Here is a 15076-nt window from a genome sequence, read left to right on the forward strand (position 1 = left end):
TTGTCTCATTAGGAGGACCTGAAAGTTTATACTTATCTTAATTTTTTGTTCTTATGTTGCTGGGAATAGGAAAGGAATTCCTAAATATAAAATAAGATTGACAACGTAAGATTACAAGTGTAATATTCAGTTGCGGATTACAAGTGTAATCCAAGGGAGGTGTAATTTAAAACAATGAAAGAATTACTTAAAATTTCAGAAGCGGAGTTAGAAGTAATGAAAGTACTGTGGTCAAAATCTCCACAAACAGCAAATGAAGTGATTGAAGAGTTGGAGAAGAATATGGATTGGAAACCCAAAACGATTCGAACACTAATTAATCGATTAGTTCACAAGGAAGCAGTTGCTTACCATCAAGATAAAGGGCGAATGTACGCTTATTATCCTTTGGTTTCGCAAGATAGTTATTTACAAGTAGAAACAAAATCTTTGCTTAAACGTTTCTATGGTGCAGCATTTAAACCATTACTGGTAAATTTCTTGAAAGAAGAAAATTTGTCTTCAGAAGACATTAACGAGCTTAAACGTATCCTGGATGAAAAAACTGAGGAAAATCAGAGGAAGGATAGATCATAATGATAGAAATGTTTATAAATGTCTATCTGCCTCATTTTTTTGATTGGTTGATAGAGACCTCTATTATGGCCAGTATATTAGTGGTCCTAATCTTATGTATCAAGGTTTTATTTAGAAATAAATTAACTCCACGTTGGCAATACATGCTATGGATTATATTAATAATAAGACTTGTATTACCTTGGTCGCCAGATAGTTCCTATAGTATCTATTCTGTTCTTACTTACAAGAATAATGATGCATTCATTTCTAGCCGAACCCCTGTAGCTATTTTTCCTTCAAAAGAACGTATGCAAGAATTGAAAGGTATAGACGATACAAAGGTTCTTACAAAAGAAGATACTTATACCTCAAGTTCAACACAAACTAATCAGGCAAATAAGACACAAACACACAATAATGAAAAGCAGGATGATGGGACGGTTTCATTCTATACAATTTGTATATACATCTGGCTTACTGGCGTTATTTTTCTAAGCTTTGCTACATTTATTATGAACAGGCGTTTATTACTTTACATAAAAAAACAACCTGTTATTACAGATGAAAAGATTGTCCAGATTTTTGAAGAGTGTAAGCAATCTATGTCTGTTCGACAAGAAATCGCTCTACTTGTATCTGGAAAGGTTTCTAGTCCAACAGTGTTCGGATTTATTCGGCCTAAGTTGCTGTTGTCAACAGTACATATGGGAATATTAGAGGAACAACAATTACGGTATATTTTTCATCATGAATTAGCTCACATCAAGCGAAGAGATGTTGGTGTGAACTGGATAATGCATGGCTTACTCATTTTAAATTGGTTTAATCCTATTCTTTGGTATGCCTACTCATGTATGCGGGAAGATCAAGAACTAGCATGCGATGCATTAGCCCTTACATATATAGATTCAGAGGAACAACTTGCGTATGGACATACTATTATTAGTCTTTTGGAACATTACTCAAGTTATTATCAAGTACCGAGTGTGGCAAATTTCAGTAAAAACAAAAAGATGTTAAAAAGGAGAATTTTAATGATTAAAAAATTCCAAAAAAAATCGTATCGTTGGTCTGCACTAGGAGTTATAGCAGTTATTGTTGTATCATCTGTTTCCTTATTAAATGCCCGTGCTGAGATGCCAACTAATCCTGAGAAACAACAAATAGAAGTAAAAGATAATATGAAAGAATTAAAAACACAACCTGATATTTCTATACAACAAATTGTAGAAAAAATGATTGGTACAAAAGAACAGGCAGAGGCAGAATTTTTTGTTTCAGAAGGAGAATATAATACTTTACTTACAGAAGTTGGAGTGGCGCAAAATCTGTTTACGAAAGAAGAATTTAAGCGATTTATTGATTTAGAAACAGAGGCATATACTTTGGGTAAAAAAGTAAAATTAGTAGGAAGTCCTGACAAGTTAGACCCAGAAGAGCAAAAGAAATATGAGAAAAATGATGAAGAAATAGGACCATTTAGACAGAAAATTTATTCACACTTTAATTTGACTCAAAAAGAAGCACAGGAATATCTTGATTTTCAAATTAAGACACCAACGTATGTAGTAAAAGGGTATAAACTAAGTGGAGAAGATGTCCAAACACCGTTGGCTATTAAAAAAATGGATCCCACTATTGTTTATGAATATCGAAATGAAGATTCCGTATATATGGTGTATCAATCTGCAGTTAGAGATCAAGGAGAAGATTCGCTGAAGGGGATAGTAGGGACTAGTGAAAAGATAACTAATTATGAATTAGTCGGGACAAAAATAAGTTTATCTGAAAATACAAAGGATAAATTTAAAGTAATGAAGATGATTGTTCCTGCAAAAGGAAAGAATAATACTTATCAAGTCACAATTCTTGCAGATAATTTAAGTAAAGAAGAATTAGAGAAAATTATGCTTTCCTGTTTAAAATAAAAAATAGAGTCTCAGGATCCCGTTCCTGAGACTCTATTTTTTATTTTAGTTTGGGGTAGCACCACATCGCTATCAAGCTAAGCTTATGCAAAATCAATTTTAGACGAGATTGTTTCTTTTTTCTAAAGGGCAAGTGTAGGTGATTGAAAGATTTGCATACGAAATAAACCCTAACGGGTTTCACTTTTTTGAATTAAGCGGCTTGATTATCGGACAGGGTACAATTGTAAACGACACCTAATATATCAAAGACCGTTTTTTTCTCATATCGATGAGATTTCCGCCCGTTTTGCTGTAGGAGGTTGAACAGGCGAAGTAACACCCTTGATAGCTCTTGGGTGTTTTTTTGTATAGTTTGGAATAGAAGAAGAAAATAGTCTTTAATCATATATATGGCTTTATACTCACTAAGCTCTCGTTTTTTCTTCATGAGGAGCAATTGGCGCATTTGAAACATGATAGAAGAACAGAGTAGAATGGCAATCAATTGACCATACAAATGGCACTCCAATCGTTCTGATTTTATCTTTTTACAATGATGAATTTGAAAGAATGACTTCCACGTTTTAAATAAAATTTCGATTTGCCAACGCAAAGAATACCAGTCATGTACCTGTCCCATCGGGACAATATCTGTAGGGGTGTTTGTCATATATACATTGATACCACTGAGTCGTTTACTACGAGGAGAATACTTCATTCCTTTCTTTTTTTCTCTTACAGCTTGATCTTGTAATCGTTTTTGTTGTTGTTCTTTTGTTAGTCGATGAACAATCACACGAGTTGGGACTTTATCAGTCATTCCTACATAAGCGTTGGATATTTCACATGTTTGTCCTGGTTGAAGAGAGTTCATTAAAACCTCCATATCTATCTGGATATACTCTGTACTTTTCTTGATTCTGCCATCTTGAAAATAATCAGGGTTAGGGTTCTTTTGATAAATATGTGTATTCGATTTGATACGTGAGATATAATAAGCCTTTTTATCTTGTATATGTTGAAGATCTTTCAAATGAAAATAACCTAAATTTCGGATACATAAATCATTCGCTGACACATTTGGGACACACAGAGAACCGTAGGTTCGATCATGTTGTTTACCTGGACCAGTATGAATATGTAGAAACTGTCCACTTAACAAATCATACTCAAGTTGAATTTTTATCCCAGCTGTATGGCTGCATCCTCCTGCACCTGGATAAACGAATGTAAAGGGATCTGGGAGTTGAAATGCGGTTGAATCTAAAATACGAATACGCTTGAAAACAGAATTGTATGGAGAAGAAATCGGAATAGATGAGGCCAGTTTTTGGGTTAGTAGTTCAGCTAATAGGTGTTGTAAAAATTGGACAGCCGCTTGATTAAATCGTTGATTCAGCCCCTCAGGACTGATGAGCACTTCTGTTGATGCTTCCAAGCAGCTAGATAACTGAGTTAAAGAAGTCGTAGCGACATTTTGGCTCATCCATACACATAAAGCGACTAAATCTTTTTCTTGGTATTTACTGGTTCGTTGTACAAAACCAACATCTCTAGCAAGATCTCGCAAGATATTTGGAGATAAAAAGCTTTGAATCTCTTGAGCAAATAGTTGTAATTCGTTAGACACAGAAACAGACATAAAAAACGCCATCCTTTCCTATGATTCTACAGAAAGAATAGCGTATTTTTTCGTTATTTTATAGTAAAATAGGTCTCATGGTATGAATGTACAATTTAGATATTTGCCCAATGAACCATATGCTTTTAGAACTGAGAAAGACCTTGAAATAAATAAGTTATATATTTTAAGACAGTAATGTTCCAAGCAGTATAGATGGGAACGTCAAGAACTTAAATGATTTAAGATTCACACTATATAAAAGTTGAAGTATACGACTAAGGAAAGAGTGCTTTGCAGTGTGCTGCATATTCAAGAATTAATCTTACGTAGGGAGTGCTTATATGAAAAGCATGAAAAATGTAATATTGCTAGTAGTATGTTTCATATTTTTAAGTGGTTGTAATCAAGTTAATGAAGATGAGGTACAAAAATATATAAAAGAAAAACACGGAATCGATGTTGTTGTAACACATATGAGCCCTTTAAATGAAAATAATATGGGACATGCATACCATACTGTGCAAGTAAAGAATAATAAAAATATTCAATTTCGAGTAGAGGTAGATGGTCTCTTCTATTCATCCATAAAAAGTGATGAATACAAATATGGAAAAAAAACATATGAGGCATATCAGAAATTCCAACCAACTCTAGAAGAAATAAAAAAGTTAGGGTACGTGGAAACTAAAACTGATAACACTCTTCAATATTTGTCAGAGGATAGAAGATCAGATGAAGGAAAACCAACTAATGAATTATTATTAACTTTGCAGATGAGTAACGAGATTGATTTTAGCCAATTTGAATCAGTAGAATTAGATCGTTTATATACTCTATTTCAACTCATCCAGAAAAATAATAAAAAGATAACAGAACTTGAAATTAAGGATTATAATGGAAAATCTTTAGGTGGACCTTTTAAAAATGTGCAAAAAATAATAACAAAAGAAGAGCTGTTATTAACAATGAAAAAAACGATGAACAATACCATAGACATTTATTTGGAAAATTGGATTAAAAATCATACAAAAATAGAAGAGAGATTAATTGCAATTCAAAACAATCGTTTTGAATTACAAGGTATTACTTATGCGAATTTGGAATATATGGATATCCGAGGATATAAGGTGAATTTAATTATTAATACCGGTAGTAATGAATTTGAAAATAATCCCCTTGTAATTAAAGATTTAATCAAGGTAACCACAATCCTTAAAGAAGAACTATATAATAAAAGATTTCAGATATATTTACAAACTAAGAATGGAACAAGATATACACCTTGGTTATCATCAGAAGAAATTAAAAAAGCTATTAACATCGAAGAACTTGTAAAAGAGCGATATCCTAAGAATTAAATTTAAAGTACTGTTGCTGTTTGTTATTTGATGGGAAAGCATGATATTTCGATTTGTTCCGCCAGCTTGCAAATTAGGGTTCAGTTGTAAAGTTTATTAACAGGTAGAAAGTTAGAATAAGTATAGTCGAATCTGATTGAAGAGGAAGTACGACATCATCTTAAATTAGGGGTACAGACACATCGCCATCAAGTTAAAAAACTAATTATCCCCCAAAACGCAAAACACGAGCTTAATTCACATAAACAACTGTAGAGAGATAAAAATTTCGTTATGGGGGTACTTTAAAATCTTAACTTGATGGGCATGTGGCGGCACCCCTATCTCGGCTGAATCCCAATCTATTCAGTATCTAATTAGTATATTTAGTCTTATCCCATGGGCAAAAACACCCTTGATAGCGATGTGGCAGGACCCCTATATTGTGTTGTATTAGGTATCACAATATCAATTTTATACGTATAGGCCCATTTTATCCATTTCCTTGTACGCTAAGGGTCTATGTATATTAAAAAATTTCAACTTAAGCTACAGTATCTGTTGTAGCACTTGCAACTCCTGTCGTTACTTTTAGTGAAATACGATCACCTGCTAGAAATGTCACCAAAATATCATTATTTACATTGGAAGTTTGAGTACCAGTTAGCGAAACAGTAAGAGGTGTATCTACACCATTTTTTCGAATTGTCAAAGTGACCGTGTTTGTACCTCTAGGTCCAGTTAAGGCCTGAATTGCTAAAGGTTTTATAACTGCTTTTTGGCCTAAACGTAGAAAAACTTCTGTAGTTGAAACGGCAGCCGTCCCAGGTCGATAAAAACGAGTTGCACTATTTGGTAAACTACCGGGATCTGCCCAAACAAGGAATGTAGGTTGTGAAATTGTAGAGAAACCAAAATTGTTAGCATTTGAGTTTTGAAGATTTGTTGAACTTAAAACTATAGTTCCAGCGGTTTGAAATATATCCGCAGTAGGACCTTGAAAAGATGCTAAACGTAAACTTAATTGTGCTCCAGCCCGATTAACTTCTACACCAATATATGATCCAGATCCACCTGAACTAGTAGTAATTAAATTAATATCACGAAAATGAAAGTTATGTGGATGCGTGTTAACTAATAATGTTCTTTTATTTCCAAGACCAATTGATCTGGTCGTTATTGTGGAAGCCCTTACTGTACTTATACTTTCATCAGGAGTTCTTGTTCCAAAAGAATGAATACCATAAACATTAGAAGTTTCGCTTGTTGATGCAGTTGAATTATCTACTGTTACAACTGCGTTTCGTAATCTAGCTGTTAATGATGTGGTACCCTGAAAAGCAACCCCTGTTAAATTGACATGATTAACCGAAGTTAATAGTATAGTAATATCTTCAACCCATGTATTTTCACCCATTGTTAACACAGTTGTATTCGAGGTTACATTCTGTTGACGAATCGTTACAGTTAATAAGCTAATCCCTCTTAATGAATTTCCATTTGGAATGACTACTGTCTCATCATAAATTCCAGGAAACACAAAAATCGTTATTCCAGTGGCACCTATTGCATTAATTGCTGTTATGGCGCCATTAATTGTTTTAAATGGATTCCCTCCAATGAAAGCCGTTGAATCATTCCCTGATTTCATTACTGCAGCTGTATTACCTCTAGATATCAAAACTTCATGTATACTCATTTAATCTCAACCCTTTACATTACTAAATAATTTTTAGACCAAATGATATATACTTCATTTTAAGTTCAACTATGTCATTTTCTTTTTGCAATAGTGACCAATTAGTTGTGCAAAAAAAAGAGACACATTTTGTGTCTCTTAGGATTCTTGAATAGTATGAATGAAATTGTAGAGTTTTTACAAAAACATTGCATACCAAATCATTAATAAAAAAACCACCCAATTGTAAGTACTAAGTATCTTAAAAATCCTACAAAAAAATGCATACATACTCCTTTTAGGTATATTGTATGTTATTTAAAGAAAATTTATTATGTCATATTGGTTTACATACGTATGGGTAAATTCACTTTCTAATTTATTCCTCTATCTATCATAATTTCCATGAAATTCTTAATAAACTGTTTTTGATTTAATTTCAATCCAATTCTAGCTCCTTCAGCTTTTGCACCTGGTCGAAAATCTGCGACAGTCTGTCCCCTTAAAGATTCTAAATCAATTTCTACTTTTCGATACATGTATTGAAGAAAATCTGGATTGACAATTGCACTCATCGCAACAACATCATGTAAAGGAGCACCTTTAATATTGGGGTTTAATTAAAGATTTAAATGGGGTAGTAGTGTGTTCTGCAATATATTCTGCTTCATTTGGAAGTAAAATAGCTGAATTTGTTACGTTTAAAGGAATTATTGTTATATTTTTAGATTGATTAATTACAAACCGGGTTGAAACTGGATCACCATATGCATTTGCTTCAGCTACAGGTGAGACATTTCCTGGTTGAAGAAATACTCCGGACATTATATATATTTCTTTTATACTTTGCATTGTTTCTTTCCAAAGGTTTAAAGCGATTGAAAGAGAAGTGGATCTACCTACATCAACAATTGTTAATTCTTCCTTATATTTTTCAACAATTGACAGAATTAGACTAAAATTATGAATAGGAATTGATGCGACACTTTCTGGTGGTTGGATAGGCCCAAGTCCTTCTGCACCATGTATTTCTGGATAATATGCAGTGAAACCATTGAGAAATGGTAAAGAGGCACCACTTATAACAGGGATATCTGTTCTTCCAGCTAATTGTAATAAGTAAACAGCATTTCGAGTCGTTTGTTCTTTTGTAACATTTCCATAACTTGTAACAATTCCAACAATCTCAATTTCAGGATGCAATAAACCGTATATAATTGCTAAAGAATCATCTATACCTGGGTCTCCAAATAATAGTACTTTTTTCAAGGGGGATTCTCCCTTCTTACATAACTTAATATTTAATAAGACAAGCTCTGTATTATATATGTAAGAAGAGCATATATTTATGATTTATATTTAAAAAAATTGTTATTGCTGAAGTTTTTCGTCTTCATTTAAATGTTTATATTATTGACTTTTTATTACTTATTTCACTTGTTGGATTTTTCCGAAATGCTGGCCGTAACCTTATAAGGAACCTTCGATTTGTGCTCTCTTCATATGCTATTTTAGAAAGGGATATTATGATGAAAAAAAGTAGTATAAATATAAGCATATCAATTTTAATACCTATTTTATTTATGATATGTTTTATTAATATTAAATACAGAATCGTATTTACTGCATTATTTGGAGCTTCGATTTTTAATAAAACAAAAGATAATCCGTTAAATAAACAAAAAACCTTGCAAGATTTTTGTAAGGTTTTTTGAATTGGTATATACATTAAAGAGAAAAATTGAATTTCTAATTATAATTAAGACCAAACCCACTGATCATTTTGATAAGCTTGAGTGTTGGTTTCATCTACTTTTTGAATATTATCTATAACGGTTACATCTGCATCGATATTACCCCGTCCCAAAGCCAATTCCATATTAATTTTCACTTTTTCACCTAGTCTAAATTGTTGTCCTTGAGTTAAACGAACTTCGATAATTTCTTTTTGGCCATATTGATTAATATAAGGAACTATTACATAATTAAATTCATTAAATTTATTTCCAATTTCTATAATTTCGCCTGTTACATGGCCATTTACTTCACTATTCAAAACAGGGTTACTTTGTACCTGAGAATCATTAACCTTTTCAATTTCGTCTATTACCGACCACTCATTACTTCTTTCAGCGTTCGCCATATGCACTTTCACTTTTTCATCTGCATTAAATTTTTGACCTTTTGTCAAATAAACCGTAACATTTTTTTTTTGAACCCCATCTTTTCCAGTATATTGAACTATAACATAATCTAATGATTGAAATTTACCTACTTTTGTAATAGATCCTATTTCATATTCGTATGCGAAGACATGTTCTAAATAATCCCCCTGATGCAATGTATCAGTCCCTTGAACTTTTTCAATAGACTGTGCAATCATATAACTCTCAAAATTACGCATCATCGCACCAGTAGCTTTTATATCATCACCAACTTTTATATTAGGATTAAAGTTAGTTGTAGTAATACTAAAACGATTAGTATTATCAATATTCGTATTGGATCCTTTCACTTCAATATAGATAGTATTCCCTGAAACTTCCACTACACGTCCTTCTATTGATGAAACATTTGATTCAACAGCTGCACTTGCTTTTGTTACCTCTAATCCTGGTAAATTTGTTCCTGAAAGAGCTGCAATTCCTAATGCACCAGCTAAAATAATTTTTTTCATATCTTATAACATCTCCATTCCAGTTGTATTTAAATGCACAGTTAGGTTTAATCCGTAAATAACCTTCATATAACACCTAACATGTAACTATTATAGTTACAATAAGAATAATTATCAATTACAATTAAAATGCAATTTTGCATAATAATAAATTTTAGTTTCATGATTTATCTATTTACTAAGGTGAAGGTAAAAAAATATGTAAATGTATACCTTTTTAAACGAATGTCGATTTCTAAATAATTTATTTCATTAATTTATATAAATAAATTAATTAATTTCCTATGAAAAGATATTTGTAAGTACATTTATTTTACATAATAAAGATATCATGAATAAAATTTTACTAAAGGCATCTTTGGATAGCATAAGTGAACAAGGCTTGCTGGAATTAATGAACTAAGAGCAATATTTAAAATAAGATTGCAAAAAGCAGAGAGTTTAAAAGTTTAATAAAAATTTTATATTTGCCCTACATTTTATTTAATTAATTTTCTCTATCCTATATATATGTTGGAATTCATATAACACCTTTCTGTTAAAGAAGGAATTGTACTTAGCTAAGCATTAGATAAAAAAAGTGATAATGAAAGGTAAATGTATAATGAGAAAAATAAAAAAGTTAATTGTTCCAATTAGCTTCAGTTTATTGCTAATTGGATGTAGTGGTAAAGAGTTGAATGGGAATTGGAGATTAGCGGATAATGACACTACTTGTCCAGTTTCTTATCAGTTTGATAAAAAAATCGAAGTTAATCCAAAAACTAAAAAAAAGAAAACTATATGGTTAATAGAGATGCATACTCAAAAAATAGCAAATGAATATAAAAATTCAGGAACATACACTTGGCTTGATAATAAATGGATAAATATTGATTATGGAAACAATTTTACTCAAAAACAAAAAATGGTACAAGATAAAGACAAATTAACAATTTATTTTCCATGGGTGGAAAAAGTATGTACTTATAAAAAATCAAATTAAAATGCTTTCAAAATTATAGAAGAAACTATAGATTGATAAAGAAACTTTAGATGTATTGCTAAAAAGCAATTCCTACATTATATATATTTGATAGTATGTAATGGAATTCCAGCGGGTTTTGCTTTTTTTCCATTCAATGATACGTTATCCCAAACTTGACTGTATGGGATAACCCATATATATAATGGAGCTACATTTTCAACGAGGGAAAATATTAATATGACGCTAGTAAGGTATTTAAAAATATGTTTTATTAGAGGTATTCTGCGTTTCCCTCCTGAAAATGATAAGATTTCAATGTAGAAACGTGAAATTGTATAGCCATTCAGAAAATACTAAAAGGGTTTGTCTTCTTAAAGGAATAATAGGAATTCGAACTATTTTCAAAAAAGAATGAATTACAAATTATTAATTTTACAGATAAAATTAATAGAGCAATCAAGTTTTGTATTTGAATATAAGAAATTAAAAGGAGAGATAAAATAAAATGAAGCCGATTACAATTCTAATAGTTGATGATGACTTGGAGATTGCTGAATTAATTGAAATACATTTAAAAAAAGAGGGCTACCAGGTTATAAAAGCAACCGATGGAGAAGAAGCAATTGGAATTATTCAATCGCATTCAATTGATTTAGTAGTTCTAGACATCATGATGCCAAAAATGGATGGTTATGAGGTTACGCGTCAAATTCGTAGTAAACATCATATGCCAATTATTTTCTTAAGTGCGAAAACATCTGATTTTGATAAAGTGACAGGTCTTGTACTAGGCGCAGATGATTATATGACAAAACCCTTTACACCAATTGAATTGGTTGCACGTGTGAATGCTCAACTCCGCCGATTTCTTACGTTAAATCAACTGAAAGTACAAGAAGAGAAAACATCTGTTTTAGAGGCAAGTGGCGTTGTTATTGATGTTGAGAAACGAACAGTAGATGTATATGGAGAACGAATTGAATTAACACCAAAAGAGTTTGATATTTTATATTTATTGGCGAGTCATCCGAAAAAAGTATATAGTCTTGAAAATATATTTCATCAAGTATGGGCAAATGATGATTATGATGATAGTTATAGTACAGTTACGGTGCATGTTCGTACTTTACGAAAGAAACTTGGAGAAGATAAAAGAAAGGACAAGTTAATAAAGACGATATGGGGAGTAGGTTATACTTTCAATGGCTAAAATAGTGAAAAGTTTTCGATTTAAAATGATTGCTTTGTTCGCACTAAGTATGGTGTTAGCAGCTTGCGGAACATATATTATTTATAAAATATTAGGGTTTTCTTTAAGAATGATGATTAGTGATCAAGATTATGCAACCCACTTTTTATTACCGTTAAATAGTGTGAATGGTGATATGTATTTCTCTTTCCTTTCCTTCATCTTGCTATCTATTTTATTCTTTTTCTTTTTAACGAAACCTTATTTAAAGTATTTTGATGAGATTTCTAATGGTATTCATCATCTTGCTAAAGGAGATTTTACACATAAAGTTTATATTTCATCAAAAGATGAATTCAGCGATATTGCACGCGCAATTAATATTGCAAGTGAAAAATTAAAAGGGGCGGTTGAACGAGGAGAATTTGCAGAAAGTAGTAAAGATCAGCTTGTTGTTAACTTAGCTCATGATTTAAGAACCCCCTTAACATCTGTGCTAGGTTATTTAGATTTAATTCTCAAAGAGGAGAATTTAACGAAAGAGCAGATTGAATATTATTCTACGATTGCATTTGCGAAATCACAACGACTTGAAAGTTTAATTGATGAGTTGTTTGAAATCACAAGAATGAATTACGGTGTACAACAATTAGATAAAAAAACAATTAATATAAGTGAATTGCTCGTGCAATTAGATGAGGAATTATATCCATTATTAGGGAAAAATAAATTAGAGGCTAGATTACATGTTGAACCCCATTTAACTATCAACGGTGACGGGAATTTGTTAGCACGAGTATTTGAAAATCTTGTCACAAATGCGGTTCGATATGGAAATAATGGAAAGTTTGTTGATATGAATGGATACATTGAGGATGGAGACGTTGTTGTACAGATTATTAATTATGGAGAAAGTATTCCAGAAGAAGAGTTACCCTATCTTTTTGATATGTTTTATACAGGTGATAAAGCAAGAACCGTGCAGAAAAACAGTACAGGGCTTGGATTATATATTGCAAAAAACATTGTTGAACAACATGATGGGAAGATTTCTGCTGAGAGTAATGTAATTCGAACAATATTTGAAGTAAGATTGCCAAAAGAACAAACTTGAAAAATTTAATAAATATTTAATTTTTACCCCACTTTTTATTTAATTAATTTCTTCTATCCTATACATAGGTTAGGGAAAGGAGAAATTAAAAATAGCAAGTGGGGTTTTTATATTGCACACCGTATGTGCTGGGTTTATATAACAAGATGATTTTAAAAAGATATGTTTCTATTTTGAAGTCTAATATGTATCATTCCCGAAAAAAGTAAATTGTTCCCCAAAATACAATATAGAAAAAAGTGAGGATAATATGAAAAAAATAAATAAAGTAATTATCATTGGTGTGGTAACAATTGGTATAGGAGCTGGGGCGTATATGACGTTTGCCGGGAGTTCTGAACCAGTTATGACCTATAAAGTATCTGAAGTACTAGAGAAACAAATTGAGAATCAGCAAAAATTTGCTGGTGAAGTAATTCCAAATGGAATAGAGACCATTTCATTTGATCCAACAAAAGGTACGTATGATTTGGCTGTAAAAAAAGGGGATGAAGTAAAGAAAGGGCAACTTCTGTTTAAATACAATGATCCAACTGTTAAACAAGGTGTAACAGAAGTAGAAATGCAAAAGAAAATTGCCCAAAAAGAAGTAACATTACAGACAAAACAAATTAATGTAGCAAAACAAAAACTACAAAAAGATAAAAATGCTGGTCTTCCTGCGGAAGCAGTAAAAGCATCAGAGATAGAAATTCAACAATTAGAATCACAACTTGAAATGAAGAAGTTTGAAGTAGAAAAAGCGGATGAAATGATTAAAGCAGCAAAAGAGAAAGTAAACACACTTTCTGTTACGAGTCCTGCTGACGGTGTAATTGATGATATTGTTACAACTTCTAATGAAAGAAACGGTATGAGCGGGATTACACTTCGCCATGCAGGTCCATTTAAAGTGCAAGGTCAACTATCTGAATTTGAACTTGCTAATGTAAAAATTGGACAAGAAATAACAGTTTCATCAAAAACTGTAGCGGGTAAAACATGGACAGGAAAAGTAACAGAAATTGGTTCTACACCATTAAAAAGTATGGATGAAAACAAAACAGTTTCTAGTTATCCATTTACTGTGACGTTAGACAATAGTGAAGACTTACAAAATGGTTTCCACGTATACGTAGAAACTAAATCAGGCGAAGCAAAGGGCACAGTTATTCCAAAGACCAGCATTTTAAAAAAAGGTGATAAAAACGTTGTCTTTGTTGTAAAAGACGGAAAAGCAAAAGAACAAGTTGTTACGGTTGAATTTGAAACAGGTAATGAAGCAAAAATTTCTGGAGTGAAAAAAGGAGAAAAAATTATCTCTAGACCTACTGTAAATCTAAAAGATGGTATGGAGGTTGCCACGCAATGATTAATTTACAAGGTATTACAAAATCATTTCAAAATGGTGAAGAATCCATTCAAATATTGCACGGAATTGATGTAACGCTAAATCAAGGAGATTTCACTTCTATCATGGGGCCATCTGGTTCTGGTAAATCAACATTAATGAATATTATCGGGTGTTTAGATAAGCCTACGACAGGTTCCTATGAATTAGCTGGGCAAAATATTTCAAACATGTCTGAAACCGAGCTTGCACATGTTCGTAATAAAGAGATTGGATTCGTATTTCAAAACTTCATGTTACTGCCACGACTTACAGCGTTGCAAAACATTGAATTACCACTTATTTATGCAGGAGTCGATAAAAAAGAAAGACAAGAGCGTTCATTAGCAGCCTTAACAAAAGTCGGTTTAGCTGATCGCGCTACCCACCTTCCAAATGAATTGTCAGGTGGGCAAAAACAACGTGTTGCAGTTGCACGCGCAATTGTAAATAACCCGAAATTTATTTTAGCAGATGAACCAACAGGAGCACTAGATACGAAAACAAGTGAACAAATTGTAAATCTATTTTATGAATTAAACAAGCAAGGTTCAACGATAATCATGATTACTCATGATCGTGAAATCGGGGAAGCCGCAGCACGTCAAATTGTCATTCGTGATGGAAACATTGTTCAAGATTGGAGGAAATAA

Annotated in this window: 10 protein-coding genes and 2 pseudogenes; 8 read left to right on the plus strand and 4 right to left on the minus strand. The window is 32.0% G+C overall.

Annotated elements, in window-relative coordinates; translation table 11 throughout:
- Window positions 1–174 precede the first annotated feature (174 nt).
- Window positions 175–576, plus strand: a complete 402-nt coding sequence (locus tag MKY38_RS27390) for a BlaI/MecI/CopY family transcriptional regulator (RefSeq protein ID WP_137072160.1) — start codon at window positions 175–177, stop codon at window positions 574–576.
- On the plus strand, window positions 576–2486 hold the full coding sequence (locus MKY38_RS27395) for a M56 family metallopeptidase (protein WP_200462738.1): 1911 nt from the start codon (window positions 576–578) through the stop codon (window positions 2484–2486). The genes MKY38_RS27390 and MKY38_RS27395 overlap by 1 nt, the downstream gene beginning before the upstream one ends.
- Window positions 2487–2679: 193 nt before the next feature.
- Here MKY38_RS27395 and MKY38_RS27400 read toward each other — a convergent pair whose 3' ends face one another.
- Window positions 2680–4110 (minus strand): IS4 family transposase, encoded by a 1431-nt coding sequence (locus MKY38_RS27400; RefSeq protein WP_137072157.1) that lies wholly within the window; start codon window positions 4108–4110, stop codon window positions 2680–2682.
- Between the two features lie 323 nt (window positions 4111–4433).
- Between MKY38_RS27400 and MKY38_RS27405 the strand changes: the two genes are divergently transcribed.
- Window positions 4434–5450 (plus strand): hypothetical protein, encoded by a 1017-nt coding sequence (locus tag MKY38_RS27405; protein WP_137072780.1) that lies wholly within the window; start codon window positions 4434–4436, stop codon window positions 5448–5450.
- A 523-nt stretch (window positions 5451–5973) separates the two neighbouring features.
- Here MKY38_RS27405 and MKY38_RS27410 read toward each other — a convergent pair.
- The 3 genes and pseudogenes from MKY38_RS27410 to MKY38_RS29410 form a co-directional block, all read right to left on the minus strand.
- Window positions 5974–7128 carry a hypothetical protein gene (locus MKY38_RS27410; protein ID WP_137072779.1) on the minus strand — a complete coding sequence of 385 codons (1155 nt, stop codon included), beginning with the start codon at window positions 7126–7128 and terminating at the stop codon, window positions 5974–5976.
- Window positions 7129–7481: 353 nt separating this feature from the next.
- Window positions 7482–8376 (minus strand): annotated as a pseudogene (locus tag MKY38_RS27415) (nucleoside hydrolase).
- A gap of 1090 nt (window positions 8377–9466) precedes the next feature.
- Window positions 9467–9784, minus strand: a pseudogene (locus MKY38_RS29410) (hypothetical protein); the annotation flags it as partial.
- Window positions 9785–10388: 604 nt separating this feature from the next.
- Here MKY38_RS29410 and MKY38_RS27425 point away from each other — a divergent pair.
- The 5 genes from MKY38_RS27425 (at window position 10389) to MKY38_RS27445 (ending at window position 15076) form a co-directional block, all read left to right on the plus strand.
- The gene (locus MKY38_RS27425; RefSeq protein ID WP_137072775.1) at window positions 10389–10769 is read left to right on the plus strand and encodes a hypothetical protein; all 381 of its coding nucleotides are present in this window, start codon (window positions 10389–10391) and stop codon (window positions 10767–10769) included.
- Between the two features lie 487 nt (window positions 10770–11256).
- Window positions 11257–11961 carry a response regulator transcription factor gene (locus MKY38_RS27430; RefSeq protein WP_137072773.1) on the plus strand — a complete coding sequence of 235 codons (705 nt, stop codon included), beginning with the start codon at window positions 11257–11259 and terminating at the stop codon, window positions 11959–11961.
- A complete protein-coding gene (locus MKY38_RS27435; RefSeq protein WP_341050675.1) occupies window positions 11954–13054 on the plus strand; it encodes a HAMP domain-containing sensor histidine kinase in 1101 nt (366 codons plus the stop codon). The genes MKY38_RS27430 and MKY38_RS27435 overlap by 8 nt, the downstream gene beginning before the upstream one ends.
- 250 nt (window positions 13055–13304) lie before the next feature.
- On the plus strand, window positions 13305–14405 hold the full coding sequence (locus tag MKY38_RS27440; RefSeq protein WP_200462706.1) for an efflux RND transporter periplasmic adaptor subunit: 1101 nt from the start codon (window positions 13305–13307) through the stop codon (window positions 14403–14405).
- Window positions 14402–15076 carry an ATP-binding cassette domain-containing protein gene (locus MKY38_RS27445; protein WP_200462705.1) on the plus strand — a complete coding sequence of 225 codons (675 nt, stop codon included), beginning with the start codon at window positions 14402–14404 and terminating at the stop codon, window positions 15074–15076. Before MKY38_RS27440 ends, MKY38_RS27445 begins: the two co-directional genes overlap by 4 nt.

The organism is Bacillus sp. FSL R5-0585, assembly GCF_038004545.1.
Taxonomy (GTDB): domain Bacteria; phylum Bacillota; class Bacilli; order Bacillales; family Bacillaceae_G; genus Bacillus_A; species Bacillus_A cereus.